The organism is Bacillus sp. EKM208B, from assembly GCF_011800725.1.
Taxonomy (GTDB): domain Bacteria; phylum Bacillota; class Bacilli; order Bacillales; family Bacillaceae; genus Bacillus; species Bacillus velezensis.
The window spans coordinates 496,505-513,061 of the sequence record NZ_JAANHO010000001.1; the positions used below are offsets into that span (position 1 = coordinate 496,505).

A 16,557-nucleotide genomic window follows, 5' to 3' on the forward strand; every position below is an offset into this window, starting at 1 on the left:
CCTACTATGCCGATTTTTTGCGGTCCAGCAGCACCGCGATTAAAATGACAAATCCTTTGACGACGAGCTGATAAAAAGATGATACGCCGAGAAGGTTCAAGCCGTTGTTCAGCGTTCCGATAATCAAAACCCCGATCAGCGTACCGATGATGCGCCCTCGGCCGCCGGATAGGCTCGTTCCGCCGAGAACGACCGCTGCGATGGCGTCCAGCTCGTATGATTCCCCGGCCGTCGGCTGTGCGGAATTTAAGCGTGATGTCAGAATCGCTCCTGCCAGCGCCGATAATAAACCTGTCAGAGAATAGATCATGATCTTGATGCGGGGCACTTTGATTCCCGATATCAGCGCCGCTTTCTCATTGCCGCCGATGGCGTATGTCCGGCGGCCGAACGGTGTTTTGTGCAGAAGAACCCACAGGGCCGCAAATGCAATCAGCATCGTAATGGCAGGTACGGGAATGCCGAGAAAATAACCGCGCCCGAATAATTGAAATGCGTAATTTGAACCGAGCCCCGTAATCGGATTTCCGTCCGTATAGACGAGGGTCAGTCCGCGAAAGACGGTCATTGTCGCCAAAGTGGCGATGAACGGCGCCATTTTTCCTTTTGTGATTAATAATCCGTTTATCATGCCGAGTACGGCGCCGATCGCGCAGCCGATGATGACGGCTAAGATCGGATCGATGCCTGAGACCATCATACCTGCGACCAATGCGCTCGATAAGGCGAGGATGGCTCCGACAGAGAGATCAATGCCTCCCGTTAAAATGACAAACGTCATTCCGAATGCAATCAGAGCGTTAATCGCAACCTGCCGAAGAAGGTTGAGAATATTGAGGGGTTCAAGAAAACTCGGGTTTAAAACGGAAACGATCAGCACAAGAATCAGTAAGCCGAGAAACGGACCGAGTTTTTGCGTAAAGGTATGAATGGAAAATCGCTTTTGTTCAGTTGATGTCATTGGTTCAGTTTTCATTCTGCTGCCCTCCCGTGGCAAGTGTCATGATGTGTTCTTGTGTTGCGCCGGCCGCATTGATTTCTCCGCTGATGCGCCCTTCGTGGACGACGATGATTCTGTCACTCATGCCGAGAATTTCCGGCAGCTCGGAAGACACCATGATGATGGCGACTCCGCGATCGGTCAGTTCATTCATTAATGAATAGATTTCCCTTTTCGCGCCTACGTCGACGCCTCTTGTCGGTTCATCAAGGATGAGAACTTTCGGGCCGATTCCGATCCATTTGGCGATGACGACTTTTTGCTGATTTCCTCCTGATAAATGCCGGGCGGCGGTTTCCGGAGATGCGGTCTTAATGGTCAGACGCTTGATGAGCAGCTCAACGAACTCCGCCTCGCGTTTTCGGTCAATGATGCCTTTCGGAGAGAAGCTGGTCAGGTTCGGCAATGAGATATTTTCACGAATGGACGTATCCAGCAGCAGCCCTTCATCTTTGCGGTTCTCCGTAATCAGGCCGAGGCCCTTGCGGATGGCATCGTACGGACCCCGAATGCCGGTTTTTCGGCCGGAAATCCAGATCTCTCCGGAATCGAGCCTGTCAATTCCGAACAGCGCTCTCATGATTTCTGTCCGTCCGGCACCCATTAAGCCGGAAACGCCGAGGATTTCTCCGGCGCTCACATGGAAACTGATCTGTGAAAAGCTTCCTTTTTTTGAGGCGTTTTTCACTTCGAGCACCTTATCGCCGAGTGACGGCGTGCGAGTCGGATACCGATCGGTCAGCTCCCGCCCGACCATTTTTTTGACCACTTCATCAAAATTAGTGTCTTTAATATGTGCCGTATCGACAGTGAGGCCGTCCCTCATAATGGTGATCCGGTCGCAAATCGAAAATATCTCTTCCATTCGGTGCGAAATATAGACGATGGATACGCCGTCCCGCTTTAACGCCGTCATTACGTCAAACAGTTTGCTGATTTCCCGTTCGGTCAGCGCCGCGGTCGGTTCGTCCATAATAATGACTTCGGCGTTTGTCATCAGCGCTTTGGCAATCTCAATCATCTGCTGCTGGCCGACGGAACATTGTCCGGCTTCCCGGTCGAGAGGAAGAGAGACTCCCAGTTTTTCAAGCTGTGATTTTGCTAGCGCTTTCATTTTCTTCGTTTCCAAAACGCCGAACGCCGTCGTCAGCTCTTTGCCGATAAAAAGGTTTTCAAGCACCGTCATGTCCGGCCATATATTCAGTTCCTGATGGATAAAGGCGATTCCGTGCTTTTCGGCTTCCTTTGGATTGGAGAAGCTCATATTTGTTCCGTTTATCGTAATGTTTCCCTTGTCGAGCCGGTGGAGCCCGGTGAGCAGATTCATTAACGTCGATTTGCCCGCTCCGTTTTCTCCCATTAAAGCGTGGATTTCTCCCGGCAGAAGCTCAAATGAGACGCCGGAGAGCACTTGGTTTTTGCCGAATGCTTTATGAATGTCTGTCATGCCGATGTGCATGCTGGATCCCTTCTTTCTAGAAAATCACACCCGCCTGCAGGATGCAGTTGGCGTATGGTGTCATTTCACCCGTTCGGATGACGGCTTTTGCTTTCTGTGTGAGCCGTTTGAATTCCTCGTGGGACATGTACTCGATCGTCTGCACTGAGAAATGGCTTTCTATGAAACTTGCATTCTCAGGATTTGCGTCTTTGATCTCGGAAGCGGCTATCACCTTTTCGACTGCCATCTCCCCGGCTACCAGGCCGGTCACGTCCCGAAAGGCGGGAACGCCCGCCGTTAAGGACAAATCAATTTTAGGAACGCCGTCAGGGACGGGGAGACCCGCATCGGCGATCGCGATGAGGTCTGTATGCCCGAGATCAGCTAATACTTTGGCAATGTGGCTGTTTAACATTCCGTGTTTTTTCATGACAGCAGCTCCTCAACTTCTTTTCTGGCCGGCATCCCGCCTTGGGCGCCGAAGTGCTGCACGGACAGGGAGGCGGCGCGGTTGGCAAACAGGAGCGCTTGCTCGATGTCCCGTCCTTCCGCGAGTGCGACGGCAAGTGCCGCATTAAAGGTATCGCCGGCTCCCGTCGTGTCGACCGCTTCTGCAGGGAAGGCGGGAACAAGCCGTTCCGCGGTGCCGTCTGAGTAGCGCACGCCTTGTTTTCCTTCGGTAATGAACAATTTGCCGGGATAGCCGGCGAGCGCTTCTTCTTTCGTCCGGTCAGGAAATAAAATGGATGCTTCATGTTCGTTCGGCGTAAGATATGCGGCATCCTCAATCGTCGATTGTTTCAGCGGCCGGGCCGGCGCGGGATTCAGGATAACCGGAATTTGCTGCGCGCGGCAGTAGCTGCACACTTCTTCAACGGTTTCTTCAGGAATCTCCTGCTGGATCAGCACGATATCAATGCCGGGAAGTTTTGCTAGCGCACTTTTGGCATAATCGGGGGAGATGTCATCGTTTGCGCCTTTTACGACGACGATGCTGTTGTCTCCTTCTGCGAGCACAATATGAGCCGTTCCGCTTTTTTTATGTGTAACCGTTTCCATATAGTCCGTATTGACACCGTTTGCCTTCAGGTTTTCAATAATCGCTTTTCCGTAGCCGTCATTGCCTGCTTTTCCTACCATATATACGTTTGCGCCCAGACGGGAAGCGGCTACGGCCTGGTTTGCGCCTTTTCCTCCGGGCACAGTTTGAAAGTCTGTGCCCAGTACGGTTTCTCCGGCTTTCGGACGCCGATCGGATGTGACGACCAGGTCCATAGAACAGCTTCCGATAACACAAATTTCACTCATGGTGATCATCCTTTCTCGTCGTTTGTCTTCTTATGTAAGTCACGGGCAGTTGAATGGCCGTCTCTTTCGGCGGCTCTTTCTTTATCAATTGCAGCAGCAGGTTTGCCGCTTTTTTTCCCATCTCATATGCAGGCTGGCGGATGGTTGAAAGAGGCGGAAACAAAAGCCTGCTCTGCGGAATATCGTCGTATCCGATGATCTGAATCTCCTCCGGAACTTTTTTGCCGAGCCGCAGCGCCTCATGGAGGACGGCAGCCGCCGCAATGTCGTTGCTGGCAATGACTCCGTCGGTTTCCGGGTATGCTGCAAACAATTCTTCTGCTAAAATGGCGGCATCCTTGATGGAAAATGAAGCGGCGGAGATGACATTGAACTGCGCGCCCGCTTTTTGCAGCACATCAAGTGCGCCGTTAAAACGTTCCTGAGCGGTCGGAAGGTGGGCTGGGCCTTTGACAAGCGTGATGCTTGTGCTTTTGCCGCGAAGCATTTCCTCAGCCGCCCGTTTTCCGCCTGCCCGTCCGTCACTGAATACGGATGGGGCGCCTTCTTTTGTCCGGTCCAGAAATACGACCGGGTAAAGGCTGCCGCTGTATTCGGGAAGGTCGGGGTAATGGGTGGCCGCCAAAATACCGGCAACTTGATTTTGTTTAAATGTTTGCAGGTAGTCGAGTTCTTTTTCCAATTCTTCATCGCTGTTGCCGATGATCAGCCGGTATCCTTCCCGCTGCAACTCGTCTTCAGCCCCGCGGGCAAGCTGAGGGAAAAAGGGATTCGTAATATCCGGAAGCAAAAGCCCGACCAGTCTGGATTCTCTTTTATAAAGAGAGCGGGCAACTTCATTCGGATAATAATTCAGCTTCTCCATGGCAAGCATGACCTTCGTTCGTGTATCTTCATGCACGTAGCCGTTGTCATTGAGGACACGCGAAACCGTGGCAACAGAGACGCCGGCAGCGCCTGCGACATCTTTAATCGTTGCCAACAAACACTCCTCCTTCATTTATGTAACCGTTTACATAAAAAGAGTAACACGAATAATTTCGGTTGGCAACAAAAAAAGAGGCCGGGGCCTCTACTAATTCACGATACCGATTTGCGAGATATTCACTTTGATATCAGGGACGATCTCGATGGAAGGATAGACCTCACGCCAATTGAGCCGCTTGCCCCGCTCATAATAATGGGTTTGATAGTTCCGGCCGATGCCGAGGATATCCGAGTTGTGCTCCTGAATATGGCTGATCACCGATCTGGCCTGCCCGTTCAGATTTGCTGATGCTTGTTTGTTCATTTGGTCGATTGCCGTATAAGAATTCAGCTTGTCCTTCGGATATTCCAAGACGCGTGCATTCAGTTTTAAACGGATTTTCACTTTTATATGCTGCGGATCTGTATCTATAAATACAATCTTTCGCGTGGCATCCGTGATGCCGAGAGAAAGATAATTTTCAATATCCATTTTGTATTTGTCCCACAGCTTCAGATTAATATTAGCCGATTTATTAAATTGCCCGCTTAAAAGGGTCAGGAGGGTCGAATCCTGACCGAGCACCTCAGTCACTTTCCGCTGGCCGCTGAACAGGGCAGAACCCTCTACCTTTATCGTCTGTCCGTTAATCGATAAATAAGGAAGGGCGAAATCCTTATCAGCCGTCAGCATGCTTGAACGGATGGATTGCAAATTTTCCATGCTGATATTTGATTCCGCATTAGCGCTTGTTAATAAATTCGTTAAATACTTGCTGACGATCAATTTCTGCCGGACGATCAGCTTCAGCACTTCAATCGCCTCGCCGTCTTTTACAACCGCCGGATGAGCGAGAAGCGGACTTTTCGGATCTCTGTAAAAGACATCGAGATAAGGAAAAAGCGGTTTTTCCGCCATTTTCTCACCGATTAATAAGACTCTTTGCTTGGACGTGTCAATGCGCTGATCGACAAGCTTATCCAATTGAAACCGCGCTTCACGGATGGTGTGCCCGGAAGCGCTGAGCACCGTCGTAATGAATGAGCCGCCCGTTTCCTGTTCCGCCTGGGACGACTGAACCTTCCGATAGGTGATGCCGATTTTATTTTTACCGTCATGATCAACATCAAGGCTTGCGGTCAGCACGAGAGAAATATCTTTCAGCAAATTTTGATCCCAGCAGCCCGCAAGTGTCAGGCTTGCGCACATGAGACTGATAAGAACCGCTTTTTTAATGCGCATGGCGGACACCCTTTTTGCGTACAAGGACAATCAATACCATAAATAACGGAAACAAATACACAAACACAATATCGGAAATGCGGAAAAACTGATCCAGCTGCTGTATCGTTTTATCCGTGCTTGTGGCCCAAATAGACAGAAGGAAGACGAGCAGGGCCAGCGGATAAACAAACCGGCTGTGGTCTTTTTGATTGAACAGCTTGGCGATGCCGGTGCTTGCCAAGTAAAACACGTTGGCCAGCGTTGAAAAGACGGTCACGAACCAAAACGTCAAAAAGAGCAGATCCGTCCGTTCGATAATTCTGAATGAAACGGTTTTTAACAGGTACAGCACAGGCTCCGGGATCATTTTTATTTCTTCGGGGCTGATTGTGACAAAGCAAGTAAGGGTGATATACAGGTAATAAAGGATAATCAAGATGTTTGAAATCGTCAGTATTTTGTAGCGCTGGCTGACGGTGCAGTTGATTAGGGGCCCGATCACGAGCGCCGCCTGAAAGCCGGTAATGCTGACAAGTGTTTGCTGCACCCCGGTAAGCATGTCTTTTGCGGTTCCGTGAAAAATCGGCATAATGTATGTGATATCGGCTTTTCCCAGCGTGTATAAAATCGGCAGAGAGATCAGCAGCAAAAACGGTGTTAAGATAAAGCTGAACCTGGCGATCGCATTCAGCGGGGCCTGGGCGATATAGACAGAACCGAGGATCAGCATTAAGCTGACCACCCAATTCGGAGTCTGCGGGAGCACCCAGATATCCAATATCCGTGTAAATACAGAAAGAATGAGCGTGCAGAGAAACGCGAAATATAAAATATACAGCACCTGCACCCCTTTGCCGGCAAGTGTTCCGAACACCTCCTCCAGCATTTCGTACAGGTTCAGCTTCGGAAACCGGTGAAATAATATCATATACAGGCTGAATGTAAGCTGGACGAGCAATCCGGTAAGCAGAATGGAAATCCATCCGCTGCTTCCCGATTTCATCATCAGTAAATGGGGCAGCGCCAAAATGCCGATGCTGATCTGCGTCTGATTGATGAAAAACACGCCTTGAAGCGGGCTGATTTTTTTAGGCTTCATCTTTTCTCCACCCCCGAACATGTTTTATCTGCTTTGAGTCTTGCGGTCTCAAATAAAAAGGCCTTCTTTTAATAAACCAAGCCGGCAGCCGGATAAATGCATCCTTCAAGTCGCTGAAATGAAACGGCGTCAGAGATGATAAATAAGGGACGCCGAGTGATTCAAGCTTGCACAGGTTCATCAGAATAAGCCCGAAGCCGAGTGCGATGCCGATAAAACCGAACGAAGATGCCAGAAACATAAGCGGAAATCTGAGCGTTCGGATGGAGGTGCTCATTTCATATGAAGGAAGCACAAAAGAAGAAACGGCCGTAACGGCTACGACGATAATCATCATATTAGAAATGAGTCCCGCCTGAACGACTGCGTCACCGATCACGAGACCGCCGACAATGCCGATCGTCTGACTGATCGGTTTCGGCAGCCTGATACCGGCTTCGCGGATCAGTTCAATCGTAATCTCCATAATCATGGCTTCTATCAGCGGAGGGAAGGGAATATCAACAATCGAATTTTTCATGGTGATAATCAGATCGTTGGGAATGACTTCAAAATGAAATGCAATCAGCGCGATATAAAAAGCGGGCAGCGTAATCGCGATCATAAAGGCGAAAAATCTCAGCACTCTTAAAAAACTTGCGGAAATCCATCTCGTGCTGTAGTCATCCGGCGATTGAAAAAAAGAAAAGAATGTGATCGGCGCAATCAAAGCCGACGGGCTCCCATCCATCATGATCAGCACACAGCCTTCCATCACGCATGCTTTTGCTTTATCCGGCCGTTCCGTATGAATGATCTGCGGAAAAATGGAAAACGAATTATCTTCTATTGATTCCTCGATAATCCCGGGCGCAAGCACGCTGTCTATACGCAGGTATGACAGGCGCCGCTTCACTTCTTCCACAATCTCCGGATTGGCGATATTCTCAACAAAGATAACCGCAACCTTTGATTTGGCTCTTTCCCCGATATCCATATAATGAACGGAGAGATGGCGGTCCTGTATGTGAAACCGCAGCTGATGAATGTTCGTTTCCAAACTTTCCACAAACCCGTCATGGGCGCCGCGGACGATACTTTCAGATTCGGGTTCCATAATGGAACGCAGCGGATTCTGCCCGACGGAAAACAGCTTCGCTTTCCTCGATGCATCGCTGAGAAAAACAACCTGTCCGGCCAAAATCCCGTCAATGAGTTTTCTGATTTCATCCGTTTCCGCACTGCTGACGGCATTCATCGTTTCCTCAAGCGGGCCGTTCTGCAGGGTGTCGCTTAACAGAAACTCATTCAGCTTCTGTTCTTCTATCATTTGTTCAATATAAAAGAAAGCGGTATGACGGTCCTGCAGTTTGATCCTTCGTATTTTAAAATCACCGCAAACACACATCAGCTCCTGCATTTCCCGTACAGCCGATTCAAAATCGCCGGGAATCCGTTTGTTTTGTTTATCCGCAGACATCAGACCGCCTCCTTTCCTGATTATCTGTAGTTTTCAGCGGGTATTCCTTTTTTATGCATTTTATAAAATAGAGGAGTTCCTCGATGGTTTTACCAAGAACTTCACAATTATGGATGAATATTTCTTGAACGAATATAAAGATTTATTAAAAATATTTCAAAAGAGTGATAAACGTCCTGTAAATGGTTTAAAAGGAGAAAGGCTTTCCGCATATAAAATGTGTATTTCTTGTAAACACTCCGGACACGTCTTTTTCTGTCATGTACCAGTCATTCCGCTAGTTATTTTGGAATGGGACTGAAAGCAGGATACGGGGGAAAAATGAATGACTTTAAGACCTTATCCTTAACAAAACAGGCAGTCTGCACACAGCGGACAGAGAGTCCCGAAACGTATGCGCAGTGCGAAAAACGCTGATACAAACGGGCTGGAAAAGATGGATTATCATTACATCTTTTTCTTCCGGAACGCGAATAGTTCCATTGGTCCAAATGAATTTCTGCGCGGAAATGTAAACGCATTCATTTTTCTTTTGAAAAATTGAAGTAAGGTTGAAGTCCTGCCTATTCCCAAAAAAAGCAATTCGATAATAGGAAGAATAGCGTCACTAATAGAGAAGTTTGGCTCAGTGAAAGCGGGAAGATTATGTTACATAATGCCGATTGAGAATTCATAGTGAAGCTATATACTGATGAATGAATTTATCAATACAGAAGGAGATGTCAAAAATCAATGTGGTTACTCATTATAGCCTGTGCTGCCGTACTAATCATCGGAATCATTGAAAAAAGGCGGCATCAGAAGAATATCGATGCTCTGCCAGTACGCGTCAATATTAATGGTATCCGCGGAAAGTCAACCGTAACAAGGCTGACGACCGGAATACTGATGGAGGCGGGCTACAAAACAGTCGGAAAAACGACGGGAACAGATGCAAGGATGATCTATTGGGATACACCTGAGGAGAAACCGATCAAACGGAAACCGCAGGGCCCGAATATCGGCGAGCAAAAAGAAGTAATGAAGGAAACCGTAGAACGGGGCGCCAATGCCATTGTCAGTGAATGTATGGCGGTAAACCCGGATTATCAGATTATCTTTCAGGAAGAACTCCTTCAAGCCAACATCGGCGTCATCGTGAATGTGCTTGAAGACCATATGGATGTCATGGGGCCGACGCTTGATGAAATCGCTGAAGCTTTTACCGCGACGATACCGTATAACGGTCACCTTGTCATTACAGACAGTGAATACACAGACTTCTTTAAAGAAAAAGCCGCAGAGCGGAATACCGAGGTCATTATTGCGGATAACTCTAAAATTACAGATGAATACCTTCGAAAATTTGAATATATGGTCTTTCCTGATAACGCTTCCCTTGCGCTCGGCGTTGCCCAGGCTCTTGGGATAGATGAAGAAACGGCGTTTAAAGGAATGCTGAATGCGCCGCCTGATCCTGGCGCCATGAGAATCCTGCCGCTGCTCAGCACGAAGGAGCCCGGTCATTTCGTAAACGGCTTTGCCGCAAATGATGCATCTTCTACTTTGAATATATGGAAACGTGTAAAGGAAATCGGCTACCCGACAGATGAACCGATCGTCATCATGAACTGCCGCGCCGACCGTGTGGACAGAACGATTCAGTTCGCAAACGACGTGCTTCCGTACATTAAAACGAAGGAACTCATACTCATCGGCGAGACGACAGAACCGATCGTCAGAGCTTATGAAGAAGGCAAGATTCCTGCCGATACATTGCACGATCTGGAATATAAATCAACAGACGAAATCATGGACGTGCTGAAAACAAGAATGCAAAACCGTGTCATATATGGCGTCGGCAATATCCACGGTTCAGCGGAACCATTAATTGAAAAAATTCAAGAGTATAAGGTGAAACAGCTCGTTAGCTAGGAGGAAAAGGATAAATGTTCGGATCAGATTTATACATCTCACTTATTTTAGGCGTGTTAATCAGTTTAATTTTCGCGGAAAAAACAGGTATCGTACCTGCCGGTTTAGTCGTGCCGGGTTATTTAGGGCTCGTTTTTAACCAGCCGGTCTTTATTTTACTCGTATTGTTAGTGAGTCTTCTTACATACGTGATCGTCAAATACGGTTTATCCAGATTTATGATTTTGTACGGACGCAGAAAATTCGCAGCTATGCTGATAACGGGAATCTGCTTAAAAATCGCCCTTGATTTCCTTTACCCGATCGTACCGTTTGAGATATCAGAATTCCGCGGAATCGGTATCATCGTACCGGGTCTGATCGCCAATACCATTCAGAAACAGGGATTAACGATTACATTTGCCAGCACGCTGTTCTTAAGCGGCGCAACTTTTGCCATTATGTTTGCTTACTACTTAATCTAATGTAAGGTGTGTCAAACGATGAAAAAACAATTAAGCTTTCAAGAAAAACTGCTGAAGCTGACCAAACAGCAGAAAAAGAAGACCAATCTTCACGTTTTTATCGCGCTGCCGATCGTCTTTTGCCTGATGTTCGTCTGCATCCTGACAGGGAAGGCGGAAACGCCGAGTGTGAAAAGGAATGCAGATGACCTTGTATCAGCCTCATTCGTCGGAGATATTATGATGGGCCGGAATGTCGAGAAAGTGACAAAGCATAAAGGCACGGAGAGTGTCTTCCGTTACGCAAAGCCATTTTTCGAAGCATCCGACTATGTGTCGGGGAACTTTGAAAACCCGGTTACATATAAAAAGAACTACAAAGAAGCAGAAAAAAATATCCACCTTCAGTCAAACAAAGATGCCGTAAAAGTATTGAAGGACATGAATTTCACCGTTCTCACGGCAGCCAACAACCATGCGATGGATTACGGCCCTCAAGGAATGCGGGATACGGTTGAAGAGTTTTCAAAGCAAAATCTTGAACTTGTCGGCGCGGGCCTCACGCTGAAGGAAGCCGAGCAGAACATTTCGTATCAAGATGTAAACGGAATCAAAATCGCAACACTGGGTTTCACTGATGTTTCCGGAAAAGGCTTTGCAGCGAAACGAAATGCGCCGGGTGTGCTTCCGGCCGATCCAGAGCTGTTTATTCCGATGATTTCTAAAGCCAAAAAGAAAGCCGATCTTGTCATTGTTCAAACACACTGGGGACAGGAATACGATAATGATCCGAATGACAGACAGCGCCAATTGGCAAGAGCAATGTCAGATGCCGGAGCGGATATTATCGTCGGACACCATCCGCATGTGCTAGAACCGATCGAAATGTACCACGGCACCGTTATTTTCTACAGCCTGGGCAACTTCGTATTCGACCAGGGGTGGACAAGAACGAGAGACACGGCGCTTGTTCAATATCATCTGCAGAAAAACGGCACGGGACGCTTTGAAGTCACGCCGATGAATATTCATGAAGCAACGCCTGCACCGGTTAAAAAAGGCAGCATCAATCATAAAACGATCGTACGTGAACTGACGAAAGAATCGAATTTCAAGTGGAGCGTCAAGGATGGAAAATTAACGTTTGATGTGGATCACAGCGATATCTTAAAAAAGAAAGCGGAGTGAAAAACAAATGAAAATCATTAAAGCGGGATGGCCGTTTGCCGCGATCATTATGGTCTTTATGTTTATGTCAGCGTTTAAATACAATGATCAGCTCACAGATCAGGAAAAACAAAAAATTGACACGGAAATGCAAAAAATTCAGCAAGAGGACACAGCGGGCGCAAAATAAGCGCATGATTCCGCTTGCCGGCATATTGTTTGTTCCGAATCCAGTAAAGAATGCCCATATCGGGCATTCTTTTTTTGTGTACTCTCCTAAACATTTGTTAAAAGTTACCGATGTAAAAACTACCAAAAATAAGGAGAGTGAATAGAAAACATGCTCACAAGCTGGAGGAAGTACATCCTTGCCGGCCTTATGATTTGTCTTGTGGCACCTGCAGTGACGAGAACGGAAATTGCTGAAGCGGATTCTCAAGTTTCTGTCCTGATCGTTTCAGACGCGCAAAAACTTGTCGGAAATAAATATGTTTACGGAGGCGAAGAGCCTGAGGACGGTTTTGATCCGTCCGGATTGATCCATTATCTTTTCAGCAGACAGAACATCCATCTGCCGAGAACGGTCAGTGATCAATGGAAAGTCGGAGCCGCCGTCAAAGAAAATGACCTTTCACCGGGAGATCTTGTGTTTTTCAAAAAGTCGGATTCCACACAAAACGCGCCCGTCCATGACGGTCTTTATATCGGAAACGGAGAGATGATACACAGTTCTCCGTCAGAAGGCGTAACCGTCACACGCTTTCAAAAAAGCAGTTATTGGATGAATTTATATCTTGGCGCCAAGCGGATTACAAAAGATCCGGAACTGGCTGATGATCCGATCGTTCAGGAGGCAGCCCGTTACCTCGACATTCCGTATGTATTCGGCGGTAGCACGCCCGAGGAGGGATTCGACTGTTCGGGGCTGGTCCAATATGTTTTTGAAAACAAGCTTCACATTTACCTGCCGAGATCTGCGGAACAGCAGTGGCTGGTCGGAGAGAAAATCAAACTGAGCGATATAAAGCCCGGGGACGTGATTTATTTCAGCGACACGTATAAAAAAGGAATTTCCCATGCGGGCATTTATGCGGGAGAGGGAAGGTTCATCCAAGCAAGCCGCTCCGCAAAAGTCACCATTTCTTACTTGTCGGAAGATTACTGGAAAAAACATTTTACGGGGGTGCGCCGATTCAGCAATTTAGCCATTTCTAAAGAAAATCCCGTTGTGTCCACAGCGGCCGATCATATCGGAATTTCTTATCTGAAAGGCGGCGTTTCACCGGAAACCGGCTTTGATACGGCGGGATTTGTTCAATACATCTATCAAAAAGCGAAAGGAATCAGCCTGCCGCGTTATGCGGACAAGCAGATGCAGGCGGGCGTTCCGGTCGATAAACAAGATCTGAAGCCCGGCGATCTGGTCTTCTTTAAAGCGGAAAGCCTGAATCCGGCCATTTATATCGGGAACGGACAAGTGATTCATGTCACCGTGTCCGCAGGCGTTACCATAACAAATATGAACACAAGCGCTTATTGGAAGGACAAATATGCGGGCGGCATCCGGCTCCCGTAAAAAAAAAAGACGTCAGAGAGTGTCTCTGACGTCTTTTTCTTTTACCGTTTCGGCGCTCTGTATCCGGCCGCTACCGCATCCTCTACGGAACAGAACATTTCCGCGGGATCTGTCGTCCGGTCGTAGTATGTACTTCCCGGCGTGTGATAAATGCCGTTCCGGCTGCCTTTAATGTCGCATCCCTGTGAGGTGCCGGCTGCTTTCGTCTCGGCATGTCCGCCGGAGGAAGGGGCGTTGTTTTGCGCCGTTTCCGCGTTTTCGGATGTTTTTGTTTCTGCTTTCTGCCGCTTTAAAGATTTATTTTCTGACTGAAGCGTTTCAGCGGTCTTTTCGAGCTTCTTTTGTGAATTTTTTAATTTCTCATTGTCTTGTTTGAGTGATTTGTTTGTTTTTTTCAGCTCGCTTATCTCTTGGCTGAGTTTGCTGAGTTTTTCTTCATTGCCGGCTTCGGCTTCGGATTTCTCCTTTTCGGCCGCGGCACTGATGTTTTCATATTTTTTCTCAAGCGCCTGGTGTTCCTTCGTCAATTTTTGATAAGCGGTATCAAGGGTGCTGTATTTCTCCTCTGCCTTCACGGCCGAGGCGTCCGGCTCTGCGAGGGAGGCGCCGGTCAGAAGCAGGATAAATCCGCCGATGAGAAGGGGCCAAAACAGCTTTTTTGAAAAATGTTTGTCTTTTTTTGCCGCTTTGCATATGAGATGGAATATTCCGTATCCGACTGCGCAGAGAAAAGCTAAACATCCTATAATAGCGATTGCATTCGACATCATGAAACTCCTTTTTTCTTTATCTTACAATTTATTTTCATTTTTGGGAATTCCTTTTTTGGGAAACATGAAAAACCAGGCCGTGAAAGACCTGGCTTTTGCCTTTTATTGCTCGTTGTCGAGAAGCCGGTTGATGAAATATGCGACGCCGTTTTCATCGTTGCTTTTTGTAATATACGTGCTTTTTTCCTTCAGTTCATCAATCGCATTGCCCATTGCGATGCGGTTTCCCGCCGCTTCAAACATGGAGAAATCATTCGGGCTGTCGCCGATGGCGTAAATATCCTGTTTTTCAATTCCGTACAGTGAGGCAAGCTCCGTCAGAGCACGTCCCTTTCCGGAACCGGCAGGGAGGATTTCGATAATGTGTTTCCCGGAAGATGTCTGGGATAATTTCGGATGATGTGTAATTTCTTCTTTGGCGTTTCTCAGTTTTTCCATATCAAAAGAGAAACAAAGAAGCTTGTAAACATGTTCGTCTCCGTTAAAAATCGCCTGTATATCCTGCACGGGTTTAATGCCGAATTGTTTGAACTGCGTCTTTGCGCCCTCCCATAATGTCCGAATATCTTCCTTGGGATTGGCGCTTTTCAGAATGTCCAGTTCTGCCTGCAGTTTGGACTCGCCGTCAAACGGGGACAGCAGATGATCATCTGTATAGACCTCAAAGTAAATGTTGTTGTCCGTTAAATAAGCGGCGATATCCTTCCCGGCCTGCTGATCCATTAAGAGCCGGCTGACGAGGCGGTATCCTTTGTCATGGACTGTCCCGCCGTTTGCCGCAATGATCGGAATATCCAAATCCTTTAAGAGCGCTTTTACATCAAATGTGGCTCTGCCCGTGCAGATGGCCACGAGAATGCCCGCTTCATCCGCTCTTTGTAAAGCCGCTCTGTTTTCCGGAGAAATCACACTGTCCGAGTTCAGTAATGTGCCGTCTAAGTCAATGGCTATCAATTTCATATGTATGGATGCCCTCCTTAAAAATAAAGCTGCTTCATGTAGTATGTTCAGCTTTGTGCGAAATCAGCAGAAAGCCGTCAGTTAAAAGGCTATACCTTCATGTCCTTTTTTTCAACAGAAAAACGGCGGGATTTGCTAACCCCGCCGTGACATCTTACGCGTTTAAATCATTTTTTAATTTCGTTTTCACTTCTTGAAGGTTTTCCTCATTCAGCTTGAAGTAATAAATATTTTTGCCGTACTGAGGAGTGTAAATATAGCTGTCTGAACCTGTCAGCTGCAAAGAATCCACCGATTTCAGCGATGTGATAAACGGGAACAGACCGATGGCGTCATTAAGAGATAAGTTCATTTTTAAGTTTTTCCCTAAGCTGTCGACGATATCGTCATAAGATGGGATCGAGCTTAACGATTTAGATTTTTTAATAATGGCGCTCAGCACTTCCATCTGTCTTTGTCCGCGCATCAGATCGGTGTCGGCTTTGCGTGTTCTTACATAAGCCAGTGCCTGCTCACCGTCAAGCGTCTGGACGCCCGGCTTCAGCACGACTTTTCCTTTTGTATCGACCTTAATACGATCGGCAATTTTCTGGCTTTTCACATTTACCGTAACGCCGTTCAACTCATTGACGACATCGCGGAACGCGTCGAAGTTGCTCTCAACCACATAATCTACCGGAATATCAAGCATGTTTTCTACTGTTTTATAAGTTAAATTATAACCGCCGTAAGCATGTGCGTGCGCGAATTTGTCATAGCCGTGTCCCGGGATGTTGACATAGGAATCCCGCGGAATGCTGAGCATCGTCGCTGTTTTCTTTTTCCGGTTGAAGGTGACGAGCACGTTGGCGTCACTTCTTGCGTCATCTACTGATTCGCCCTTACTGTCACGGGCGTCTATTCCTAAAAGCAATACGGTGAAAGAATCCTTCTTCGGGTCAAATTCTTTGATCCGTTTTACGGACTGGTCGCCGCGGTCAAGGCTGACGTGCGCTTCTTTGGTCGCATTATTCAATTTCACAAATGCGTAGGTGCCGACGGAACCGGCGATCACCAATAAGAAAGCGGCGAATACCAGTACAAATTTCACCCATTTTCTGAGGCGTCTTTTCTTTTTTCTGCGTTGAGATCGTTCTTCCATATCATTACCTCTCGTTTCTATTCTTTGTGAAGCGTACCATAATTGTTGACTTGGAGCAACTCTTCAAATGAGAAAATTCCAAATCTTT

General features: G+C 47.3%; 16 protein-coding genes. 5 read left to right on the forward strand and 11 right to left on the reverse strand.

Annotation, left to right across the window (positions count from 1 at the left end; genetic code table 11):
- Nucleotides 1-4: 4 nt before the first annotated feature.
- The 8 genes from rbsC to G9F75_RS02595 all read right to left on the reverse strand — a co-directional run bounded on the left by rbsC (nt 5) and on the right by G9F75_RS02595 (nt 8,498).
- Nucleotides 5-976 carry a ribose ABC transporter permease RbsC gene (rbsC, locus tag G9F75_RS02560; protein ID WP_110124391.1) on the reverse strand — a complete coding sequence of 324 codons (972 nt, stop codon included), beginning with the start codon at nt 974-976 and terminating at the stop codon, nt 5-7.
- A complete protein-coding gene (locus G9F75_RS02565) occupies nt 966-2,459 on the reverse strand; it encodes a sugar ABC transporter ATP-binding protein (RefSeq protein ID WP_014419046.1) in 1,494 nt (497 codons plus the stop codon). Before G9F75_RS02565 ends, rbsC begins: the two co-directional genes overlap by 11 nt.
- A 16-nt stretch (nt 2,460-2,475) precedes the next feature.
- Nucleotides 2,476-2,871: a D-ribose pyranase gene (rbsD, locus tag G9F75_RS02570; RefSeq protein ID WP_014419045.1), complete on the reverse strand. Its 396-nt coding sequence runs from the start codon at nt 2,869-2,871 to the stop codon at nt 2,476-2,478.
- Nucleotides 2,868-3,749: a ribokinase gene (gene rbsK / locus G9F75_RS02575; RefSeq protein ID WP_014419044.1), complete on the reverse strand. Its 882-nt coding sequence runs from the start codon at nt 3,747-3,749 to the stop codon at nt 2,868-2,870. Before rbsK ends, rbsD begins: the two co-directional genes overlap by 4 nt.
- Nucleotides 3,742-4,731, reverse strand: coding sequence for a LacI family DNA-binding transcriptional regulator (locus tag G9F75_RS02580; protein ID WP_029972843.1), 990 nt, complete (start codon nt 4,729-4,731; stop codon nt 3,742-3,744). The genes rbsK and G9F75_RS02580 overlap by 8 nt, the downstream gene beginning before the upstream one ends.
- A 93-nt stretch (nt 4,732-4,824) precedes the next feature.
- Nucleotides 4,825-5,958, reverse strand: a complete 1,134-nt coding sequence (locus tag G9F75_RS02585) for a Ger(x)C family spore germination protein (protein ID WP_014419042.1) — start codon at nt 5,956-5,958, stop codon at nt 4,825-4,827.
- On the reverse strand, nt 5,948-7,039 hold the full coding sequence (locus G9F75_RS02590; protein ID WP_012118599.1) for a GerAB/ArcD/ProY family transporter: 1,092 nt from the start codon (nt 7,037-7,039) through the stop codon (nt 5,948-5,950). Before G9F75_RS02590 ends, G9F75_RS02585 begins: the two co-directional genes overlap by 11 nt.
- Complete coding sequence (locus G9F75_RS02595; protein ID WP_022553884.1) at nt 7,029-8,498, reverse strand: spore germination protein; 1,470 nt, start codon at nt 8,496-8,498, stop codon at nt 7,029-7,031. The genes G9F75_RS02590 and G9F75_RS02595 overlap by 11 nt, the downstream gene beginning before the upstream one ends.
- Nucleotides 8,499-9,230: 732 nt before the next feature.
- Between G9F75_RS02595 and pgsB the strand changes: the two genes are divergently transcribed.
- The 5 genes from pgsB to G9F75_RS02620 all read left to right on the forward strand — a co-directional run bounded on the left by pgsB (nt 9,231) and on the right by G9F75_RS02620 (nt 13,598).
- Entirely contained in the window at nt 9,231-10,412 is a 1,182-nt protein-coding gene (gene pgsB, locus G9F75_RS02600; RefSeq protein WP_003151337.1) for a poly-gamma-glutamate synthase PgsB, read from the forward strand.
- Nucleotides 10,413-10,426: 14 nt separating this feature from the next.
- Nucleotides 10,427-10,876: a poly-gamma-glutamate biosynthesis protein PgsC gene (gene pgsC, locus G9F75_RS02605; protein ID WP_003151340.1), complete on the forward strand. Its 450-nt coding sequence runs from the start codon at nt 10,427-10,429 to the stop codon at nt 10,874-10,876.
- 18 nt (nt 10,877-10,894) lie between these two features.
- Nucleotides 10,895-12,043 (forward strand): CapA family protein, encoded by a 1,149-nt coding sequence (locus tag G9F75_RS02610; RefSeq protein WP_017418784.1) that lies wholly within the window; start codon nt 10,895-10,897, stop codon nt 12,041-12,043.
- Between the two features lie 7 nt (nt 12,044-12,050).
- The gene (edmS, locus tag G9F75_RS02615) at nt 12,051-12,212 is read left to right on the forward strand and encodes an extrachromosomal elements maintenance protein EdmS (RefSeq protein ID WP_003151344.1); all 162 of its coding nucleotides are present in this window, start codon (nt 12,051-12,053) and stop codon (nt 12,210-12,212) included.
- Between the two features lie 150 nt (nt 12,213-12,362).
- Nucleotides 12,363-13,598 carry a C40 family peptidase gene (locus G9F75_RS02620; RefSeq protein WP_167408911.1) on the forward strand — a complete coding sequence of 412 codons (1,236 nt, stop codon included), beginning with the start codon at nt 12,363-12,365 and terminating at the stop codon, nt 13,596-13,598.
- 41 nt (nt 13,599-13,639) lie between these two features.
- Here the strand turns inward: G9F75_RS02620 and G9F75_RS02625 are convergent, their stop codons facing one another.
- From G9F75_RS02625 to G9F75_RS02635, 3 genes are all read right to left on the reverse strand, one after another.
- Nucleotides 13,640-14,365 (reverse strand): sunset domain-containing protein, encoded by a 726-nt coding sequence (locus G9F75_RS02625; protein ID WP_038461639.1) that lies wholly within the window; start codon nt 14,363-14,365, stop codon nt 13,640-13,642.
- 105 nt (nt 14,366-14,470) lie between these two features.
- Entirely contained in the window at nt 14,471-15,328 is an 858-nt protein-coding gene (locus G9F75_RS02630) for a Cof-type HAD-IIB family hydrolase (RefSeq protein WP_053285360.1), read from the reverse strand.
- 154 nt (nt 15,329-15,482) lie between these two features.
- Nucleotides 15,483-16,469 (reverse strand): LCP family protein, encoded by a 987-nt coding sequence (locus G9F75_RS02635; RefSeq protein WP_014419036.1) that lies wholly within the window; start codon nt 16,467-16,469, stop codon nt 15,483-15,485.
- Between the last annotated feature and the right edge of the window lie 88 nt (nt 16,470-16,557).

Coding starts and splice junctions, on each gene's coding strand:
- rbsC (WP_110124391.1), bottom strand. CDS start 976: ATGAAAACTGAACCAATGACATCAACTGAACAAAAGCGATTTTCCATT.
- G9F75_RS02565 (WP_014419046.1), bottom strand. CDS start 2,459: ATGCACATCGGCATGACAGACATTCATAAAGCATTCGGCAAAAACCAA.
- rbsD (WP_014419045.1), bottom strand. CDS start 2,871: ATGAAAAAACACGGAATGTTAAACAGCCACATTGCCAAAGTATTAGCT.
- rbsK (WP_014419044.1), bottom strand. CDS start 3,749: ATGAGTGAAATTTGTGTTATCGGAAGCTGTTCTATGGACCTGGTCGTC.
- G9F75_RS02585 (WP_014419042.1), bottom strand. CDS start 5,958: ATGCGCATTAAAAAAGCGGTTCTTATCAGTCTCATGTGCGCAAGCCTG.
- G9F75_RS02590 (WP_012118599.1), bottom strand. CDS start 7,039: ATGAAGCCTAAAAAAATCAGCCCGCTTCAAGGCGTGTTTTTCATCAAT.
- G9F75_RS02595 (WP_022553884.1), bottom strand. CDS start 8,498: ATGTCTGCGGATAAACAAAACAAACGGATTCCCGGCGATTTTGAATCG.
- pgsB (WP_003151337.1), top strand. CDS start 9,231: ATGTGGTTACTCATTATAGCCTGTGCTGCCGTACTAATCATCGGAATC.
- pgsC (WP_003151340.1), top strand. CDS start 10,427: ATGTTCGGATCAGATTTATACATCTCACTTATTTTAGGCGTGTTAATC.
- G9F75_RS02610 (WP_017418784.1), top strand. CDS start 10,895: ATGAAAAAACAATTAAGCTTTCAAGAAAAACTGCTGAAGCTGACCAAA.
- edmS (WP_003151344.1), top strand. CDS start 12,051: ATGAAAATCATTAAAGCGGGATGGCCGTTTGCCGCGATCATTATGGTC.
- G9F75_RS02620 (WP_167408911.1), top strand. CDS start 12,363: ATGCTCACAAGCTGGAGGAAGTACATCCTTGCCGGCCTTATGATTTGT.
- G9F75_RS02625 (WP_038461639.1), bottom strand. CDS start 14,365: ATGTCGAATGCAATCGCTATTATAGGATGTTTAGCTTTTCTCTGCGCA.
- G9F75_RS02630 (WP_053285360.1), bottom strand. CDS start 15,328: ATGAAATTGATAGCCATTGACTTAGACGGCACATTACTGAACTCGGAC.
- G9F75_RS02635 (WP_014419036.1), bottom strand. CDS start 16,469: ATGGAAGAACGATCTCAACGCAGAAAAAAGAAAAGACGCCTCAGAAAA.